Source organism: Mesorhizobium sp. STM 4661, from assembly GCF_000359125.1.
Taxonomy (GTDB): domain Bacteria; phylum Pseudomonadota; class Alphaproteobacteria; order Rhizobiales; family Rhizobiaceae; genus Mesorhizobium.
In genome coordinates this window covers 123,240-141,304 of sequence record NZ_CAAF010000061.1, presented here as the reverse complement: position 1 = coordinate 141,304, position 18,065 = coordinate 123,240, and the positions used below count along the sequence as shown (strand labels likewise).

The 18,065-nt window shown below is 62.6% G+C and carries 19 protein-coding genes; 10 read left to right on the top strand and 9 right to left on the bottom strand.

Annotated elements, in window-relative coordinates; all coding sequences use genetic code 11:
* The 3 genes from MESS4_RS34215 to MESS4_RS20105 all read left to right on the top strand — a co-directional run.
* A partial coding sequence (locus tag MESS4_RS34215) for a hypothetical protein (protein ID WP_210161685.1) occupies window positions 1-196 on the top strand: 196 nt, incomplete at its 5' end.
* Complete coding sequence (locus MESS4_RS20110) at window positions 189-608, top strand: GFA family protein (RefSeq protein ID WP_006334889.1); 420 nt, start codon at window positions 189-191, stop codon at window positions 606-608. The genes MESS4_RS34215 and MESS4_RS20110, both read left to right, overlap by 8 nt.
* A gap of 94 nt (window positions 609-702) precedes the next feature.
* Complete coding sequence (locus tag MESS4_RS20105; RefSeq protein ID WP_006334888.1) at window positions 703-1,062, top strand: diacylglycerol kinase; 360 nt, start codon at window positions 703-705, stop codon at window positions 1,060-1,062.
* A 17-nt stretch (window positions 1,063-1,079) separates the two neighbouring features.
* On the opposite strand, the gene MESS4_RS20100 is transcribed toward MESS4_RS20105, so the two are convergent.
* The 4 genes from MESS4_RS20100 to MESS4_RS20085 all read right to left on the bottom strand — a co-directional run bounded on the left by MESS4_RS20100 (window position 1,080) and on the right by MESS4_RS20085 (window position 3,129).
* Complete coding sequence (locus MESS4_RS20100; protein ID WP_006334887.1) at window positions 1,080-1,505, bottom strand: type II toxin-antitoxin system VapC family toxin; 426 nt, start codon at window positions 1,503-1,505, stop codon at window positions 1,080-1,082.
* On the bottom strand, window positions 1,502-1,771 hold the full coding sequence (locus MESS4_RS20095; protein WP_036241731.1) for a type II toxin-antitoxin system Phd/YefM family antitoxin: 270 nt from the start codon (window positions 1,769-1,771) through the stop codon (window positions 1,502-1,504). The genes MESS4_RS20100 and MESS4_RS20095 overlap by 4 nt, the downstream gene beginning before the upstream one ends.
* 183 nt (window positions 1,772-1,954) lie before the next feature.
* Window positions 1,955-2,569, bottom strand: coding sequence for a DedA family protein (locus MESS4_RS20090; RefSeq protein ID WP_006334885.1), 615 nt, complete (start codon window positions 2,567-2,569; stop codon window positions 1,955-1,957).
* The gene (locus MESS4_RS20085; RefSeq protein WP_006334884.1) at window positions 2,566-3,129 is read right to left on the bottom strand and encodes a DUF1003 domain-containing protein; all 564 of its coding nucleotides are present in this window, start codon (window positions 3,127-3,129) and stop codon (window positions 2,566-2,568) included. The genes MESS4_RS20090 and MESS4_RS20085 overlap by 4 nt, the downstream gene beginning before the upstream one ends.
* A gap of 87 nt (window positions 3,130-3,216) precedes the next feature.
* Between MESS4_RS20085 and MESS4_RS20080 the strand changes: the two genes are divergently transcribed.
* The 5 genes from MESS4_RS20080 to gltX all read left to right on the top strand — a co-directional run bounded on the left by MESS4_RS20080 (window position 3,217) and on the right by gltX (window position 10,016).
* Window positions 3,217-3,927 carry a DNA-3-methyladenine glycosylase I gene (locus MESS4_RS20080; protein ID WP_006334883.1) on the top strand — a complete coding sequence of 237 codons (711 nt, stop codon included), beginning with the start codon at window positions 3,217-3,219 and terminating at the stop codon, window positions 3,925-3,927.
* Between the two features lie 110 nt (window positions 3,928-4,037).
* Complete coding sequence (locus MESS4_RS20075) at window positions 4,038-5,753, top strand: NAD+ synthase (protein WP_006334882.1); 1,716 nt, start codon at window positions 4,038-4,040, stop codon at window positions 5,751-5,753.
* An 87-nt stretch (window positions 5,754-5,840) separates the two neighbouring features.
* The gene (locus MESS4_RS20070; protein ID WP_006334881.1) at window positions 5,841-6,257 is read left to right on the top strand and encodes a GNAT family N-acetyltransferase; all 417 of its coding nucleotides are present in this window, start codon (window positions 5,841-5,843) and stop codon (window positions 6,255-6,257) included.
* Window positions 6,258-6,658: 401 nt separating this feature from the next.
* A complete protein-coding gene (locus tag MESS4_RS20065; protein WP_036241729.1) occupies window positions 6,659-8,464 on the top strand; it encodes an ABC transporter ATP-binding protein in 1,806 nt (601 codons plus the stop codon).
* A gap of 178 nt (window positions 8,465-8,642) precedes the next feature.
* On the top strand, window positions 8,643-10,016 hold the full coding sequence (gene gltX, locus MESS4_RS20060; RefSeq protein WP_006334874.1) for a glutamate--tRNA ligase: 1,374 nt from the start codon (window positions 8,643-8,645) through the stop codon (window positions 10,014-10,016).
* Here gltX and MESS4_RS20055 read toward each other — a convergent pair.
* From MESS4_RS20055 to MESS4_RS35010, 4 genes are all read right to left on the bottom strand, one after another.
* The gene (locus tag MESS4_RS20055; RefSeq protein ID WP_006334872.1) at window positions 9,934-11,106 is read right to left on the bottom strand and encodes a DUF2865 domain-containing protein; all 1,173 of its coding nucleotides are present in this window, start codon (window positions 11,104-11,106) and stop codon (window positions 9,934-9,936) included. The two genes, gltX and MESS4_RS20055, sit on opposite strands and share 83 nt — an antisense overlap.
* A gap of 81 nt (window positions 11,107-11,187) precedes the next feature.
* Window positions 11,188-13,512, bottom strand: coding sequence for an NADP-dependent malic enzyme (locus MESS4_RS20050; RefSeq protein ID WP_006334871.1), 2,325 nt, complete (start codon window positions 13,510-13,512; stop codon window positions 11,188-11,190).
* Window positions 13,513-13,728: 216 nt separating this feature from the next.
* On the bottom strand, window positions 13,729-14,286 hold the full coding sequence (locus MESS4_RS35015) for a LysR family substrate-binding domain-containing protein (protein WP_280110241.1): 558 nt from the start codon (window positions 14,284-14,286) through the stop codon (window positions 13,729-13,731).
* 35 nt (window positions 14,287-14,321) lie between these two features.
* Window positions 14,322-14,600 carry a LysR family transcriptional regulator gene (locus MESS4_RS35010; RefSeq protein ID WP_210161684.1) on the bottom strand — a complete coding sequence of 93 codons (279 nt, stop codon included), beginning with the start codon at window positions 14,598-14,600 and terminating at the stop codon, window positions 14,322-14,324.
* Window positions 14,601-14,696: 96 nt separating this feature from the next.
* Between MESS4_RS35010 and MESS4_RS20040 the strand changes: the two genes are divergently transcribed.
* Window positions 14,697-15,764, top strand: coding sequence for an alpha/beta fold hydrolase (locus MESS4_RS20040; RefSeq protein WP_006334859.1), 1,068 nt, complete (start codon window positions 14,697-14,699; stop codon window positions 15,762-15,764).
* Window positions 15,765-15,957: 193 nt separating this feature from the next.
* Here MESS4_RS20040 and MESS4_RS20035 read toward each other — a convergent pair whose 3' ends face one another.
* Complete coding sequence (locus MESS4_RS20035; RefSeq protein WP_006334857.1) at window positions 15,958-16,902, bottom strand: LysR family transcriptional regulator; 945 nt, start codon at window positions 16,900-16,902, stop codon at window positions 15,958-15,960.
* 138 nt (window positions 16,903-17,040) lie between these two features.
* On the opposite strand from MESS4_RS20035, the gene MESS4_RS20030 reads away from it, so the two are divergent.
* Entirely contained in the window at window positions 17,041-18,009 is a 969-nt protein-coding gene (locus MESS4_RS20030) for an MBL fold metallo-hydrolase (RefSeq protein WP_006334856.1), read from the top strand.
* Window positions 18,010-18,065: the final 56 nt, after the last annotated feature.

The window sequence follows — 18,065 nt, the reverse complement described above, 5'->3', positions numbered from 1 at the left end:
TTTCAGTGCCGTAGAAATTCGGGATCAAAAGCGCTGGAGAAATCCGGCGCTCTTTGTTGGGGGAATGGTCAATCCCGCTTTCCCAGCGTGGCCCGCTGAATGTCGTATTTGCTCCAGCGCAGCCGCCGCAAAACTGGAATCCTGCCGCAACATCTATTCTGGAATGGCGATTTCGAATGGAGACCACAATGGATGACGATCACAGCGGCTCATGCCTGTGCGGAGCGGTGCGCTTCAAGACGCGCGGACCTTTGCGCGGGGTGATTTATTGTCACTGTTCGCAATGCCGCAAGCAGACCGGGCATTTCGTTGCCGCAACCAGCGTCCCCGACGGAAACATCGAGATCGCCGGCGCCGAGAGCATCGCCTGGTACGAAGCGTCTTCGTTTGCCAGGCGCGGCTTTTGCAAGACATGCGGCTCGGTACTGTTCTGGAAGCCATGGGAAGATGCGTATATTTCGGTTTTGGCCGGAGCATTCGACAAGCCGACTGGCCTTCAAGGTGAATGTCATATCTTCGTCGGCGACAAGGGCGACTACTACATCATCGACGACGGGCTGCCGCGGTTCGAGAAGTCGACACCGTCGCTCAAGGTCGCCGATGAATGACAAGAATGGCGAATGAATTTTGGAGAGGCCGCCTTATTCCATTGATCCGGCCATTGCGATATCCCCTGCCGGTGATTCGGAAAGGGACTTGGGCATGCAGCGGCTGATCGATGCTTTCTTCAATTCGGTACGGGCGTTCCGCAAACTGGCCGCCAGCGAAAAGGCCTTCCAGCAAGAGCTGATGCTGCTCGTGCTTGCTTTGCCGCTTGGCTGGTTCGTCTCGGTGTCGTGGCGCGGCTATGCCTTGCTGATCGGCGCCGTGCTGCTTTTGATCATGGTCGAAGTGCTGAACACCGGTATCGAGGCTGCGTGCGACGCCTTCAGCCGAGAGTTCAATGTCGATATCCAGCTGGCCAAGGATTGCGGCTCGCTGGCGGTGCTGATCTCGGTGGTGATCGTCGCCGGCGTCTGGGGCATCGCCATCATCGAACGCATCACGGGGCTACCGGTCTAGAGCAGCATAGCGAACTCTCAGTCCATCCAGGGATTGCGAATATCCACATGGCTGCGTTCGTAGTCCGACGTGTCGCGGGTGACGATCGTCAGGCCATGCAGTAGCGCCGTTGCGGCGATGATAAGATCGGGCTGCGAAAACGTATGGCCTACCTTACGACCTTCCTCGACGAGCAGGCGCCATTTCAGCATGATGTCTTCCGTGACGGGCAGCGTCCGCTGTTCGAACATCGGTCGAACCTTGTGCGACAACCAATCGGTCAATTCCGCGCGCCGGCCCGGATCATCCACCATCTCGATCCCGAAATGGATTTCTGCAATCGTCACGGAACTGACGAACAACGAGTCAAGCGGCTGCGCGGCAACGAAAGCGATAACCTTTGGTTCCGGCCTCGGGCGACGAAGCTCCGATAGGACGTTGGTGTCGAGAAGCCAATCCGTCACAAGGGTACTTCGCGCACAGGCAGCACATTGCGGCGCGGGGCGATGTCGATGTCACGATGCGGCGAGGCCTGCATGGCGGCGATCAAGGCCTCCCCGGTCTGGTCGCCTTTGAGGCGCCGGAATTCCTCAACCGAGATGACGACAACCTCCTGGCGGCCATGCACGGTGACATGTTGCGGGCCGTCGATGCGAACCCTGCGCACCAGCTCGCTGAAATGAGCCTTGGCGTCCTGTAATACCCAACGGCCCGTGCGCGGCTCGTGCAAGCGCCGCTTGGATGATTTGGAACGGGACGAGGCTATGGCTTCATCTTTTCTGGTCATACCGACTAGAATATCACCGATAAAGGTTTGGATTCAAGGATGATTTGATCCTTCCGAGTCATGGAGTATCAACATCTGATCGCTCCGCCACTGGATCGCGGCGACCGGGCGCTCGGCATTGATTGATCACTCGTGGGCGGCGCTCTGGCTCGCCCTGGCATCCTTGTCGCGTTCCTTGCCGGCGACATGGCGGGCGACAAACCAGGCAAGGATGGCCACGACGAGGCCGATGGCCAGGGCGATCAGCAATCGCTCGTGACGGGCCAGCGCCTGGCCGACAATGCGCTCGGCGCCCAGTCCGAAGACATAGCCGACGGTGCAGAACAATGCGGCCCAGACCATCGACGAGACGGCGTTGAGAATGACGAAGCGCGCCACCGTGATGCTCGCGACGCCGGCGGCGATGCCGCCGACCAGACGCATGCCATAGATATAGCGGTTCGACAGCACGAAGATGTTGGGATGGTCCGAGACGAGACGGTAGGCATGGCTGAAACCCGGCCGGCCCCTCAATTTGATCACGAACGGATGGTCGGCGAAGCTTCGTCCAAGGATGAAGAAGAAGGTGTCGCCGACAAAGGCGCCCATGGCTGCCGCCAGGAAGGCCTGCCAGAGGCCGAAGACGTGCTGATGCGCGAAAAATCCGCCGAGGATGGCAGCACTTTCGCCCTCGGCGACACAGCCCAGAAAAACCGCGATCAGCCCATATTGTTCGATGAGACGATGGATGAAATCCGTCATGAAGACGTCCGCTGCTTCGACAGAATGTCGTCGATGCGCTTCACCTGCTCGGCCAGCCGGCCGATCTCGTCGCGCATGCCGATGATCTGGCTGTGGCGCAGTTCGTCGAGCTTTTCATGCAACGCCATGATCTCGATCTCGGCCTTGAGATTGACCTCGTAGTCGTGGGCCGCGTCGATGCGGTCGCGCTCGGTCTGGCGGTTCTGCGCCATCATGATCACCGGCGCCTGCAGGGCAGCGACCATGGAAAGCACGAGGTTGAGGAAGATGAAGGGATAGGGATCGAAGGCATCACGCGTCAAAAGCCAGACATTGCCTGCCGTCCACAGGATCAGGAAGGCGATAAATGTCACGATGAAGGACCACGAGCCGCCGATGCGGGCGATAGTGTCGGCAAGGCGGTCGCCAAACGTCTGGTGAAAGGCGACGGCCTTGTTGGTGTCCTTGGAGATCGTAGTGCGCTCGAGCGTTGATTGCAGCACCCGGCTTTCGAGCGCGCCGAGGCCGTCCGGCTTTCGCTTCAGCCAGCGGTTTGCCAGGTCCTCGATCGTCTTGTTCATCGTCGCCTCCGTCGTCAGCGATAGAGGTAGAGGCTGCCGGTTCATCCGGGAAGTGGTAGATTGACGCGATGGGGTGAGGAAACAACGATGGATTTTCAGAAAATTCGCGCCCGCGCGGCAGAACGCAAAGGTGGTGAAGCCGCATTGGCGTCGTTGCTGGGTCCCATGCCTGACAACGCCGCCGTGGCTGATATTACCGACGACCGCATCCTCTCGACCATGGCCGAGCGTGTTTTCGCTGCCGGTTTCGTCTGGCGGGTCATCGAGCAGAAATGGCCGGGTTTCGAAGAAGCGTTCCTCGGTTTCGAGCCGAAGCGGCTATTGTTCCAGCCCGATGATTTCTGGCACGATCTGGCCTCCGACCAGCGCATCGTGCGCAACCCGCAGAAGATCAAATCCGTCCGCGACAACGCTGCCTTCGTCGAGCGGGTGTCGAAGGAGTATCGCGGTTTCGGCAAATTCCTCGCCGATTGGCCGGCGGACGACCAGGTCGGGCTGATGGCCTATCTCGGCAAGCATGGCAGCCGGCTCGGCGGCAACACCGGCCAGTATTTCCTGCGCTGGCTGGAATGGGACGCCTTCATCATCTCCGCCGACATAGCGGCCGCATTGCGCGACGCCGGCCTCGACATCGCCGAAAGCCCGACGTCGAAGAGGGATCTCGACAAGATCCAGGCCCGGATCAACGCCTGGGCGGCGCAAACGCGGCTGCCGCGCCGGCATATTTCGCGCATCCTGGCGATGTCGATCGGCGAAAACCATTCGCCGCAAGCGCTGCGCGAATATATGGGCGAATAGGACACGGTCGACATTCGATCGGTCAGACACGAATGACATATGTCATTCGGTCCGGGTGGTCCAAGCGAACGCCATTGCCCGGCGAATTTTGCCGCGCTAAGTCAGCAGGCATGACCAAGAAGACCGCTCCCGATATCCTGCGCATCGCCGTCGCCCAGCTCAACCCGACGGTCGGCGATATATCAGGCAATCTCGCCAAGGCGCGCGAGGCAAGGGCGGATGCCGCCCGCCAGGGCGCCGACCTCGTGCTGTTCGCTGAACTCTTCCTCGCCGGCTATCCGCCCGAGGATCTGGTGCTGAAGCCGGCCTTCCTGAAGGCTTGCGAGCGGGCGGCGCAGGACTTTGCCAACGACACCGCCGATGGCGGCCCGGGCGTCATCATCGGCACGCCGCTGAAGCGTAAGAGCGGCACGCACAACTCGATCATTTTTGCCGATGGCGGCAAGATCCTCGCCGAGCGCTACAAGCTCGATTTGCCGAACTATGGCGAGTTCGACGAGAAGCGCGTCTTCCAGGCCGGGCCCGAACTCCAGGGGCCGGTCAATTTCCGCGGCGTGCGGCTCGGCATTCCGATCTGCGAGGACATCTGGGGCGATGTCGCCGTCTGCGAAACACTGGCCGAGAGCGGGGCGGAGATCCTGCTGGTGCCGAACGGCTCGCCCTACTACCGCGCCAAGATCGACGTGCGCCATCAGGTCGTCATCCGCCAGGTCATCGAGTGCGGATTGCCGATCATCTACGCCAACCAGCTTGGCGGCCAGGACGAACTGATCTTCGACGGCGCATCCTTTGCCATCGGCGCCGACAAGACGCTCGCCTTCCAGATGAGCCAGTTCGAGGAGGCGGTGGACGTCACCACCTGGAAGAGAAGCCGCGTCGCCGCAGGCGCGCAAAATGGAAATAATTCCGACGGCTGGGTGTGTTCCGAAGGGCCGATGTCGAAGATTCCGGAAAGGGATGAGGCCGACTACCGCGCCTGCATGCTGGGCCTGCGCGACTACGTCAACAAGAACGGTTTCAAGAACGTCGTGCTTGGCCTTTCCGGCGGTATCGATTCGGCGATCTGCGCCGCCCTTGCCGTTGACGCGCTGGGCGAGGAACGGCTGCGCGCCGTGATGATGCCTTACCGCTACACTTCGAAGGACTCGCTGAAGGACGCCGAGGATTGCGCCCGCGCGCTCGGCTGCCGCTACGACATCGTGCCAATCTTCGAGCCGGTCGAAGGATTTTTGCACACGCTGACGCAGCTTTTCGAGGGCACCAAGGAAGGCATCACCGAGGAAAACCTGCAAAGCCGCGCGCGCGGCACCATCCTGATGGCGATCTCCAACAAGTTCGGCTCGATGGTCGTCACCACCGGCAACAAGAGCGAGATGTCGGTTGGCTACGCCACGCTCTATGGCGACATGAATGGCGGCTTCAATCCGATCAAGGACCTGTACAAGATGCAGGTCTATGCGCTGTCGCGCTGGCGCAACAGCCATGTGCCGCCGGGCGCGCTCGGCCCCTCCGGCGAGGTGATCCCGAAGAACATCATCGACAAGGCGCCGTCGGCGGAACTGCGTGAGAACCAGACCGACCAGGATTCGCTGCCGCCCTATCCGGTGCTGGACGACATATTGGAGTGCCTGGTCGAGCACGAGATGGGCGTCGACGACATCGTTGCGCGCGGCCACGAGCGAGCGACGGTGACGCGCGTCGAGCACCTGCTCTATATCGCCGAATACAAGCGCCGGCAGGCGGCGCCCGGCGTAAAGATCACCAGGAAGAATTTCGGCCGCGACCGCCGCTATCCCATAACCAACCGGTTCAGGGATCGGGGCTAGGGCATGATCCCGAACCGAAGGTCAGCGTAGCAAAAAGTGGAATCCGGTTTTCGGACAAGATCATGCTTAAACAAAAAGATAGTGGCCGTGCCTGACTGCGAGATCAGCTTCAACCTGTCGCGGATCGACTTCCGGTCGACCTCCGACCTGTTGATGGCAAGCTACTGGGGCAGCGGGCGCAGCGACGAAACGCACCGCCGCGCCTTTGCCAATTCGCTCTGCGCCGGCGCTTACATCGGCGGCAAACAGGTCGGCTTCGGCCGCGCGATCACCGACCGCACGGTGTTTGCCTATCTTGCCGACATCATCGTCTGGCCCGAGCATCGCGGGCGAGGGATCGGCACGCGGCTTGTCCAGGCGCTTATCGATCATCCGGACTGCAAGACGGTCACGCACTGGAGCCTGGCGACCAACGACGCCCACTCGGTCTATGAAAAGCTCGGGTTCAAGCCGTCCACCGATGGCCGCTATATGCGGCTCGACCGCATTGCGCCGGCCGAATGAGCAACGCGCGACGGTTGCCAGCATAATCCGCGATTGTTGCAAAATCGTCTCACTGCTTGGACCAGATGCGCTTTGGGTCGCCCGCTATCTTGGCGAGACATTGAGGCGTCTCTATAAGAACTTTTCCGCGATTCCCCTTTGGGAGGAACCGAATGCCAGGATTTGACATCGTGATGCGAGGCCGCGAAGCCTAGGTTTCAGATGGTACGCCGGAAGGTTTTCGCCTTCCTGGCCAAATCCATCTGACATCAGGCATTTGCCGCTGCCGGTCGCCGCCCGTTTGAGGGTGGCCCGCCAATAGATACCGAACCTCCGCATTTCCGGGCGCCAACTGGCGCCAACGCGGTTTTTTCAATTTCTACCTTACCGGGGACCGGGCTCGTTTGCGCCTGGATGACATCATGGCTCGTTTTCAAATCGATTTGCGCGCAAGCGCCTTTCGCAGCGTTCTTGGCTTTACGCTCGGCCATTGGCGGCGTCAGCCTTGGCGGCTTTCGCTGATCATGGGCACTTTCCTGCTGTCGACCTTGGCCGACGTGCTGACGCCGCTCTATTCCGGCCGGCTGGTCGATGCCGTCGCCAGCAGCGCGACGGCCGATGAGGTCGCATGGAACGCGGCGGTGGCGGCGTTTTCCATGCTGGTGGCCCTGGCGCTTGCCGGAGTCGTGCTGCGCAACCTGGCTTTCATGGCCATCGTCGAGCTGACGCTGAAGATGATGGCAGATATCGCCGCCGACGCCTTCCATCGCGTCCAGCGGTTTTCCACCGACTGGCACGCCAACAGCTTCGCCGGCTCGACCGTGCGCAAGATAACGCGCGGCATGTGGGCGCTCGACCTGCTCAACGACACGATCCTGATCGCGCTGCTGCCGTCGCTCGTCATGCTCATCGGCTCGACGCTGCTGCTCGGCTGGTTCTGGCCGCTGATGGGCGTGGTGGTCGCCGCCGGCTCGGTGCTGTTCATCGCGGTCACGGCAATGCTGTCGCTCGGCTATGTCGCGCCGGCGGCAAGGCTTGCCAATTCCTGGGATACGCGCCTTGGCGGCTCGCTGGCCGACGCCGTGAGTTGCAACGCCGTGGTCAAGGGTTTCGGCGCCGAGGCGCGCGAGGAAACGCGTCTTGCCAAGGTGGTCGCCAAATGGCGTGCCCGCACGCGGCGCACCTGGGTGCGCGGCACCGTCAACGGCACCACGCAGGGGACGATGCTTTTGCTGCTGAGGACGGCGGTGATCGGATTTTCGCTGCTGCTATGGTCGTGGGGGCAGGCGAGCGCCGGCGATGTCGCTTTCGTGCTGACCTCGTTCTTCGTGCTGCAAGGCTATCTCCGGGATATCGGCACGCATATCCGCAATTTGCAGCGCTCGATCAATGACATGGAGGAACTGGTCGACTTCCAGTCCGAACCGCTCGGCATCGAGGACCGGCCCGGCGCCAAGCCGATCCGCATCACCGACGGCCGTATTGGCTTCGACAACGTCACCTTCCACTATGGCAACCATCGGCTGCCGCTCTACCGCGATTTTTCGGTTGATATCGCGCCGGGCGAACGCGTCGGACTGGTCGGCCATTCCGGCTCGGGCAAGACGACCTTCGTCAAGCTGATCCAGCGTCTCTATGACGTGAACGTCGGGAAGATCCTGATCGACGGCCAGGATATTGCCGAGGTGACGCAGGCGTCGCTGCGCGGGCAGATCGCCATCGTCCAGCAGGAGCCGATCCTGTTTCACCGGTCGCTGGCCGAAAACATCGCCTATGCGCGGCCGAGCGCCAGCCAGGCGGAGATCGAGCATGCGGCGCGGCTGGCCAGCGCGCACGATTTCATCGCCGACCTGCCGAAGGGTTACGGCACGCTGGTCGGCGAACGCGGCGTGAAACTGTCCGGTGGCGAGCGCCAGCGGGTGGCGATCGCGCGCGCTTTCCTCGCCGACGCAAGGATCCTCATTCTGGACGAGGCGACGTCCAGCCTCGATTCGGAATCGGAGGTGCTGATCCAGCAGGCGATGGAGCGGCTGATGGTCGGCCGCACCACGCTGGTCATCGCGCACCGGCTGTCGACGGTGCGGGCGCTCGACAGGCTGCTGGTGTTCGATCGCGGCCGCATCGCCGAGGAAGGCTCGCATGACGAGTTGATCCGTCTGCAAGGCGGCATCTACCGCCGGCTGTTCGAGCGCCAGGCGCTCGAATTGACCAAAGGGCTGGTGATCTGATTGCAGCGCCGATGCGTGGTTCAAGTGTTAGAGCGTACTTTGTGCGTCCAAGAGGACGCATGTCGCTCTAATGAACGCGGCGCTGTAGTCTTTTCATTTCGGTCGTCATATTCTATGTCTCCGACAGAGCGCGGGGGCGTGTCTTGTCAACACCGAAAGCATCCGGTACGCCCCGCTCATGACAGTTACCGTCCGTTTCGCCCCGTCTCCGACCGGCCGCATCCATATCGGCAATGCGCGCACCGCGCTGTTCAACTGGCTGTTTGCCTTGAACAATAAGGGCCGCTTCATCCAGCGCTTCGACGACACCGACGTCGCGCGCTCGACGCAGGAATTTTCCGACGCCATCCTTTATGACCTGCATTGGCTGGGCATTTTTCCTGATGCCACGGAATACCAGTCGCGGCGCTTCGAGATCTACGACGCTGCGGTGGAGAGGCTGAAGGCGGCGCGCCTTGTCTATGCTTGCTATGAAACGCCGGAAGAGCTCGATCTCAGACGGAAGGTGCGCCGCACGCGCGGCCTTCCGCCGGTCTATGGCCGCGAGGCGTTGAAGCTGACACGTGATCAGGTCGCCGAATACCAGTCGGACGGCCGCCGGCCGCACTGGCGCTTTCTCCTGCCCAATTTCACCAGCGATCCCTTGCAGCCGGAACGCACCGAAATCCACTGGAACGACCTGGTGCGAGGCGAGGAAACCGTCGACCTGGCCTCGCTCTCGGATCCGGTCCTGCGGCGCGAGGACGGCACCTATCTCTACACGCTGCCTTCGGTGGTGGACGACATCGAGATGGGCGTCAGCCACGTCATCCGCGGCGATGATCATGTCACCAACACCGGCGTGCAGATAGCGCTGTTCCAGGCGCTGGGCGCCGAGCCGCCTTTATTCGGCCACCACAATCTCTTGACCACGGCCTCGGGCGAGGGGCTGTCGAAGCGGACCGGCGCATTGTCCATCGAAAGCCTGCGCGAGACCGGCATCGAGCCGATGGCTGTCGCCTCGCTGGCCGTGCTGGTCGGCACCTCGGAAAATGTCGTGGCGGTGCCCGATATGAACGGGCTTGCCGAGCGCTTCGATCCGGCCGCAACGTCGAAATCCGCAGCCAAATTCGATCCGGACGAGCTTTTCGTGCTCAACCGCACGCTGCTCCACCACATGCCGTTTTCCGAAGCGCGCGACCGGCTGATCGCGCTTGGCATATCAGGCGAACACGCCGAGCCGTTCTGGCTCGCCGTGCGCGGCAATGTCGACAGGCTGGCCGATGCGGCAATCTGGTGGCGCACGCTGCGCGAAGGTCCGCGGGAGCCGCCGGAGTTTTCCGACGACGACCGCGATTTTCTTCGCCAGGCGTTCGATCTTCTGCCGGAAGCCCCATGGAACGGGTCGGTCTGGAAGAATTGGACGGGCAAGATCAGGGAAGCCACGGGCCGCAAGGGCAAGGCGCTGTTCATGCCGCTCAGGCTGGCGCTTACTGGACAGCCTTCGGGACCGGAGCTTGCAGATCTATTGCCGCTTTTGGGTCGGGAAGGAACGCTGGCCCGACGACCCTGACCTTGCGCTGTTCCGGCGGCGGCAAGGTCGACGCCACCGGCTTGACAGCCAGGCGCTTGATGCCCGCTACGTCGAGGCCGCCTTCGGCATTGGCCAAGGTCTCGGGATCGGCGCCCGGATCTGGCTTGGCGACCGGCACGGGAATGAACGGCTCGGTTTGCGTATCGGCCTGCGACTGTTCGGGGCTTGGCGGATTGCCGGCGATGATCTGGAAATTCTGTGCCGCATTGCAGCCGCAGGCCGGTGGGCGCGCGGACTGCTTGTAGAGATAGGCGGTCGGCAGTTCGCGGTAGGGCCTGCCAGTCGCCGACGACGTCATGTCAGCCGAATCGCCATTCTGGCCGCGCGTGTAGAACACTTGCATCTCGGTGCCGGGGCAGCTTGAATCGCAGTTCTTCTGGTCGCGCGCGAAATCTCCGAGCGAGGCGGCATTCGACATCGGGAAGAAATAACCGTCGCAGGTGCGCACGCAAACCGTGCGGAATTCGCCGCCGAGGCGTGGCAGATCCATGCGGTCGGGCTGATTGATCATGGCGCGAATGCCGCGTTGTTCGCCGGGATCGCTCTCCAGCGCTTCGGGTTGCCTTTTGTCGCCGTCCAGGAGCCGATCGAGCAAAGTTTTATTGCCATTTTCACGGTTCGCTTCCCGCAGCGGGGCGCGTTTTGGAGCGACAATGCTGTCACGGCAGCCATTGGCATCGAGCGAGGCCAATATGCGGGCGCGATCGCGCCGCGAACCGCCGCCGGCAAGCTGCGCGCGCTTGGCCTCCAAGGCGTCGAGATTGGCATTCATGCGATCGAGCGTGGCGTCGCGCGCGGCGCAGGCGTTTTCATCGCGGCCAAACAGCGAAAAGCCGCAACCGGACTGGTTGCTGGCCTTTGCAATCTGCTGGCGTTGCCTGACGATCGCGTCGTCATACTTCCTGAGCAGAGCCGGCTTGCCGCCGCCACGCGAGGCGGACGCCAGATCGGCTTCCAATTGCCGGCAAACACGGGAGGCGGCCTGCGGCTGGGTGATGGCAAAGCTTGACAACGCCAAGGCAGCAAGCAGCGCCGCCGCACGCGTCAGCTTCCACCCTGCGCCCATCATTTGCCCAGAACTCCGTTTCCCGCCGCGAAAGCTACCGCGATTGCGGTTAACTGTTTGTTTAGCTTACCGCCATCGACCGGCTTAGCCCAGATTTACGATCGCCTGAGCCTTGTGGGCCGCCTCGACCACGGCGAGTGCCGTCATATTGACCACGCCGCGCGAGGTTACCGATGGGGTCAATATGTGCGCCGGCCTGTCGGTGCCGAGCAGGATCGGCCCGACATGCAGCGCATCCATCATCGTGCGCAGCGCGGTGAGCGTGATGTTGGCCGAGTCCAGATTGGGGAACACCAGCAGATTGGCTTCGCCTTTCAGCCGCGAATGCGGATAGACCCGCTGGCGCAGCTGCTCGGACAGAGCAGTGTCGGCATGCATCTCGCCGTCGCACTGCAATTCGGGCGCGATGCGAGCCAGGATCGCCGCCGCTTGCCGCATCTTCAGCGCGCTTGGTGAATCGCGCGAGCCGAAATCGGAATGCGAGAGCAGGGCGGCCTTGGGTTCGATGCCGAAGCGCTGGATCTCTTCCGCCGCCAGCACCGTCATCTCGGCAATCTCCTCGGCCGTTGGATCGACCGAGACATGGGTGTCGGTCAGGAAAATGATGCCGCGCTGCGAGATCAGCATCGAAAGCGTCGACAAATCATGGTCCTTGATGCCGGCGCGTGGACCGATGATCAGGGTGACATTGCGCAGATGCCGCTCGAAACGCCCTTCGAGGCCGCAGACCATGGCGTCGGCGTCGCCGCGCTTGAGCGCAAGGGCGGCGATGACCGTGTTGTCGGTGCGCACCATGGTGCGCGCCGCCTCCGTCGTCACGCCGCGCCGGCCGGCAAGCTCGATCAAAAGGTCGACATAGTGGCGATAGCGCGGGTCGTCCTCGGGGTTGATCAGGCCGAAATCGACGCCCGGCTTGATGCGCAGCCCGTAGCGTCTCAGCCTGACTTCGATGACATGCGGACGGCCGATCAGGATCGGCTCGGCGATGCCTTCCTCCAGCACCACTTGCGCGGCGCGCAGCACGCGCTCGTCCTCGCCGTCGGCATAGATGACGCGTTTGGCACTCGACGTCTTGGCCATCGAGAACACCGGCTTCATCACCAGGCCGGAGCGGAAAACGAAGCGGTTCAGCGTATCGATATAGGCTGCGAAGTCGGCGATCGGCCGTGTCGCGACGCCCGTATCGCAGGCAGCCTTGGCGACCGCCGGCGCGATACGCAGGATCAGCCTGGGGTCGAAGGGCGAGGGGATGAGGAAGTCCGGCCCGAAGATGGGCGTCTCGCCGGAATAGGCGCGGGCGGCGACATCGGACGGCTCTTCGCGGGCAAGGGCCGCGATCGCGCGCACCGCGGCCATCTTCATCTCTTCGTTGATGGCGCTGGCGCCACAGTCCAGCGCGCCACGGAAGATGTAAGGAAAACAGAGTACATTGTTGACCTGATTGGGAAAATCGGAACGGCCAGTGCAGATCATCGCATCCGGTCGCGCCGCCCGCGCCGCTTCCGGCATGATCTCGGGATTGGGATTGGCCAGCGCCAGGATCAGCGGCTTTGGCGCCATGTGCGCGAGCAATTCCGGTTTCAGCACGCCGGCGGCGGAAAGGCCGAGGAAGACATCGGCGCCGGGAATGACATCCGCCAGCGTGCGCGCCTCGGTGTCCTTCACATAAGGATCCTTCCAGCGATCCATCTCGTCGATACGGCCCTTGTAGGCGACGCCGAAACGGTCGGTGACCCAGATATTTTCGATACGGGCGCCGAGCAGGACCAGGAGGTTGAGGCAGGCGAGGGCCGCCGCACCCGCGCCTGACGTTACGATCTTGATGTCGGAAATGGTCTTGCCGGCGAATTCCAGCCCATTGAGCACCGCGGCGGCAACGATGATCGCGGTGCCGTGCTGGTCATCGTGGAAGACCGGAATCCCCATGCGGGCCTTCAGCCGTTCCTCGACCTCGAAACATTCGGGCGCCTTGATGTCCTCCAGGTTGATGCCGCCGAAGGTCGGCTCCAGCGCCGCGATCGTCTCGACCATGCGCTCGATGCCAGGCGCGTCGATCTCGATGTCGAAGACATCGATGCCGGCGAATTTCTTGAACAGCACCGCCTTGCCTTCCATGACGGGCTTGGAGGCCAGCGGCCCGATATTGCCCAGACCCAGCACCGCCGAACCGTTGGAGACGACGCCGACCAGATTGGCCCGCGCCGTATAGTCGGCGGCGGTCGCCGGATTGTCGCGGATTTCCAGACAGGGCGCCGCAACGCCTGGTGAATAGGCCAGCGCCAGGTCACGCTGGTTGCCAAGCGGCTTTGTTGCCTGGATTTCGAGTTTGCCGGGCCTCGGGTGCTTGTGGAAATAGAGAGCGGCTTCGTCGAGGTCCGACCGGGCTGCCTTTTTGCCTTCGCCTTCCATACGGGCCTCCCCTGCGATCTGCCTTGGCGCCCTTTTAGCATGCAGCGTTGGTTTTTCACGATGCCAAATGACGCAACCGCCAATTAGGCGGAAGAATCGTCAAAAACTCATCTATGTCAGATTGTTGCAATGAAATTCTCACCTGCTTTGTCGCGGCCGGCGCGGCTGTCATCGAGCGCATTGCGCGACCGGCGTCTCCGATCGTGGGCGGTCAAGTCACGTCTGGACGAGCAGTTTCCAGACGCTGTCGACAATGGTCGGCCGTGGCCGCCGTTTCGTGATCACGGCAAGTGGCCACGCGGGCAGCGATACGTCGGTGATCGGTGCATAGCGGACGCCCCGAAACATAAGGCGCTGTGTCGATCGTGGAAGCAGGGCCGCGCCCAAGCCGGCGGACACGAGCGAGAGCATGGTTAGTGCCCGCGTTGCCTCCTGGACGATCTGCACATCGAGGCCAGCCTTGGTAAAGGTGTCCATGATGTGGGCATGGAGCGCCGGGCCTTGTGCAGCCGGAAACATGATGAGCCCGTGGCGGGCGATGTCCGCCAGCGTCACCCCGTGTGTCTGTCGGTCATCTGGCAGAACGGCGATGAGATCTTCAGCAGGATAATCACGGACGTCGAGACGTTCGTCAGTCCCGAGCGGTGGATGCACGAAACCGATGTCAATCTCACTGCGCGACAACGCCGCAATCTGCTCATTGGTGGACACCTCGATGAGCTTTGGATGAATGTCCGGATATTTCTCGCGAAGCCGGGACAGGAGATGCGGCAGATGCTCGTAAAGGGCCGCCGATACGAAGCCGATCCTTATCTCGCCAGCTTCGCCGCCATGCGCTGCGCAGGCGACGTGAAGCGCCGAATCGGCGTGCCGTACAGATGCCCGAGCCTCGTCCAGAAGGCCGAGCCCACGCGCGTCAAGGTCAGGCGGCGGTTGGCCCGCTCGAACAACTTGACGCCGAGCTCCTTCTCCAGACGCCCGATCGATTGACTAAGCGGAGGCTGCGCCATGGCCAGCCGCAGTGCGGCACGCCCCATATGCAATTCCTCCGCAACAGCGAGGAAATGTCGCAAATGCCGAAGTTCCATATCTTGACGATATCAAAAATCATTAAACGCGTCATCGATAGGATATCGAATAGCTGACAGTCTTCCCGGAGCGCAATTGCGACCGGAGATATCGTGATGTCCCGTTTCACCGCCCTCGTGCTCACAGCAGCCATGATGGCCGCCGCTCCAGCATCGGCAGGAGAGCCGGAACTCGTCCGGGCCGACAGGTTCGTCGAACTTCGGACGGGCGAGCGCCTCTTCGTCCGGGAGGTGCGCCGTCCTGGCGCAGCGTCCGAAGCCAACTCCGCCGTCCTCCTCCTCCATGGCGCACGCGTGCCCGGCGTTGCGTCCTTCGATCTGCCTGTTGCCGGCGGATCGCTAGCCGCCGACCTCGCGGCGGACGGGCACCTCGTCTATGTCCTGGATCTTCGCGGCTACGGCGCATCGACCCGCCCCGCTGCCATGAACAGGCCGCCGGACAAATCCGCACCCCTGATGCGCACGGAAGATGCCGTGGCGGATATTTCCGCAGCGGTCGACGCCATCGCGAAATGGAGCGACGTTTCGAGGGTCAGCCTCGTCGGCTGGGCCACCGGCGGACATTGGGCCGGCGCCTATGCCAGCCGGTTTCCGCAGACGGTTGATCGGCTCATCCTCTACAACACCCTGTATGGAGGCTCAGACCACCACCCCACCCTCGGCACCGGCTCGCCGCTTGAAGATCCCGACCGGCCCGGGACGTTCAACGTCCAGGCGTTCGGCGGTTATCGGCTGAATACACGTGCGAGCCTGTTCACCGCCTGGGACGACAGCATCCCGGTCGCGGACAAGGCTCGGTGGCGCAATCCAACGGTCGCAGCGGCCTATGGTGATGCGGCACTCGCCTCCGACGAGACGGCGTCGACGCGCCAGCCGCCGAGTTTCCGGTCACCGAGTGGCGCCATGGCCGACAGTTTCGAACTGGCGTTCGATCGCCGGCAATGGTCGGCGGCGGCACCCACCATGCCCGCGCTCGTCATCCGCTCCGGACGGGATTTCTGGAGCCGGCCGGAGGATGCGAAGGCAATCGTGGACGAAGCACCAAAAGCGGAACGCCTGGACATCCCGGACGCTACGCACTTCGTCCATCTCGATCGCGAGGCCGCAGGGCGCGGTGTGTTCCTCGACGCTGTGAAGCGGTTTCTCGATCGGACGGAGGAATGACCATGAAGGGGAGTTCATGTGACTTGCGGGAGCAGCAGCCGCAACGGTGTCAGGTCGACCGCCTCCAGGTTTTGCGGCTACCGTCCACCCGACAGCTACTCACCGCGCGGTTGCGGGGCTACGCCTATCTCCGCCGCGCCATATCTCGACTCTCCCGCCGGCATTTCCCTGCGCGTACAAACGTCAGACTTCGCTAGGCCGGCGCCGTTTCCTTGGATGTATATGCTTTTTTGTCATCGACGAGCGCACCCATCGCGGCGAGGTGCTCGGTGAAACCGTCAACGAACCGCCTGACCTTCAATGGAATGAAGCGGTTCGACGGATAGACCGCATGCACGTGGTGCGGTGCGTAGTGCCAGTCCGGCAGCACATATTCGAGCCGCCCTCGGGCGACGAGCGGGTCGAGCATCACCTTGTGCCCTAGGCCGATGCCGATGCCAAACAGCAGTGCCTGCTGGTTAAGGAGCGAATTGTTGGAGCACATGGTCGGCCGGATCCGCACCTCGGCCTTTTCGCCGCCTGGGCCGGTGAGCGGCACGATATCGCGGGTCGTGATATGGGCATAAAGCAGGTAGTCATGCTCGGCAAGATCCTGTGGGCGCCGCGGCCGTCCCATCCGGTCGAGATAGTCCGGCGTTGCCGCAAGGCGTCGCTCCATCATCCCGAGCTTGCGCACGATCAGCCGATTGTCGTTGATGGTCCCCATGCGGATCACGACGTCGAGCCTTTCTGCGATCACGTCGACGAAGCTGTCGGTCAGCGCCACGTCGAATATCAGTTCCGGATAGGTGCGCTTGAACTCGATTAGATAGTTGCCGAGCACACCGGCACCGAAGCTGGCCGGCGCGCCGACAGCAAGGCGTCCGCACATCTTTGATTCGAGACAACCGACGCTGCGGTCCGCCTCTTCGAGGCGCTCGATGATGTCGCGGGCACGCTCCAAATAGCGCCGGCCAGCTTCCGTCGGAGAAACATACCGGGTTGTGCGGTCAAAAAGCCGGACGCCGAGGCGTTTTTCCAGTGCGCGGATCTGCTGGCTGACGGCCGGCTGGCTCAAGCCCAATTCGCGTGCCGCTGCCGAGAAGCTGCCGCTTTCGGAGGCATGTATGAAGCTGGTGAGCTCGGTCAAGCGGTCCATGATGGCAACTCCCCGTCGTGATTAATAAGCAAGAGTAATAGCCAATATAAGAAACCGGCAAGTTCAAAAAGCTGAATCTATGAAGTAGACCCGACTCGCTCTGCCCGCAGCTCTATGATCCCAACCGGAGATGATGCCATGACGCTTTCCCGCCGCCATTTTCTCGCCAGTGCCGGCCTAGCCGGGGGCGTCCTTCTAGCCGGCGCCTCCGTTCCGGCACTGGCCCGCGCGCCACTGGCTGATGCCCCCACCGTTGGCGTTCTGCGCCGTAAGGTGGGTTCGATCGAGGTCACGGCGCTGCTGGACGGCTATGTCGACATTAAATCCGAGCTTTTCATCGGCCTCGTTGACGCCGAGGCGGGGCGTCTGGCGGAGGCCAGCTTTGACAAGCCCGGACCGCGGCGCACGCCCGTCAATGCCTATCTCGTCAATCTCGGAGACCGGCTTGTGCTCATCGACGCCGGTATGTCGGACGGCAGGGGTCCGGCGCTCGGCCATCTTCCCGTGGCTTTGCAGGCCGCCGGCGTTGCTCCCGACCAAGTCGACACTTTGCTGATCACCCACATGCATCCCGACCATATCAACGGGGTTCTGACCTCCGCCGGCGAGGCGCTGTTTCCCAATGCGGAGCTCGTCGTCACCGCCACTGATTACGCCTTCTGGCACGACGACGCGAACATGAACCAAGCGCCGGACGAGGCAAAGCCGTTCTTTATCGGGGCACGCCGGGCCGCCGCCGCTTATGCGGACCGCCTGCGGCAAGTGGACGGCGAGCGCGAGGCGGTCGGCTCGATCCGCACAGTGCCATTGCCCGGCCACACTCCGGGCCATGCCGGCTTCATCGTCGAATCGGACGGTGACGCGCTGTTCGTTTGGGGCGATGTCGTGCATATGGCGACTTATCAGTTCGCCCGTCCGGACTGGAGCATCGCGTTCGATGTCGATTCCAAACTGGCCGCCGAAACGCGTAAGCGGACGCTCGACCGGGTCGCTGCCGACCGGATGCTGATCGCCGGAATGCATTTGCCGTTCCCCGGTTTCGGACATGTCGCGCGCGACGGCCAAGCCTATCGCTTCGTGCCGGCCGAATGGGCCTATGAACTGTAGCGGCGGCCAGAACATACCGGTGGATCGCGTCCCGGCGTTCCCAGCGGGTACCAAGC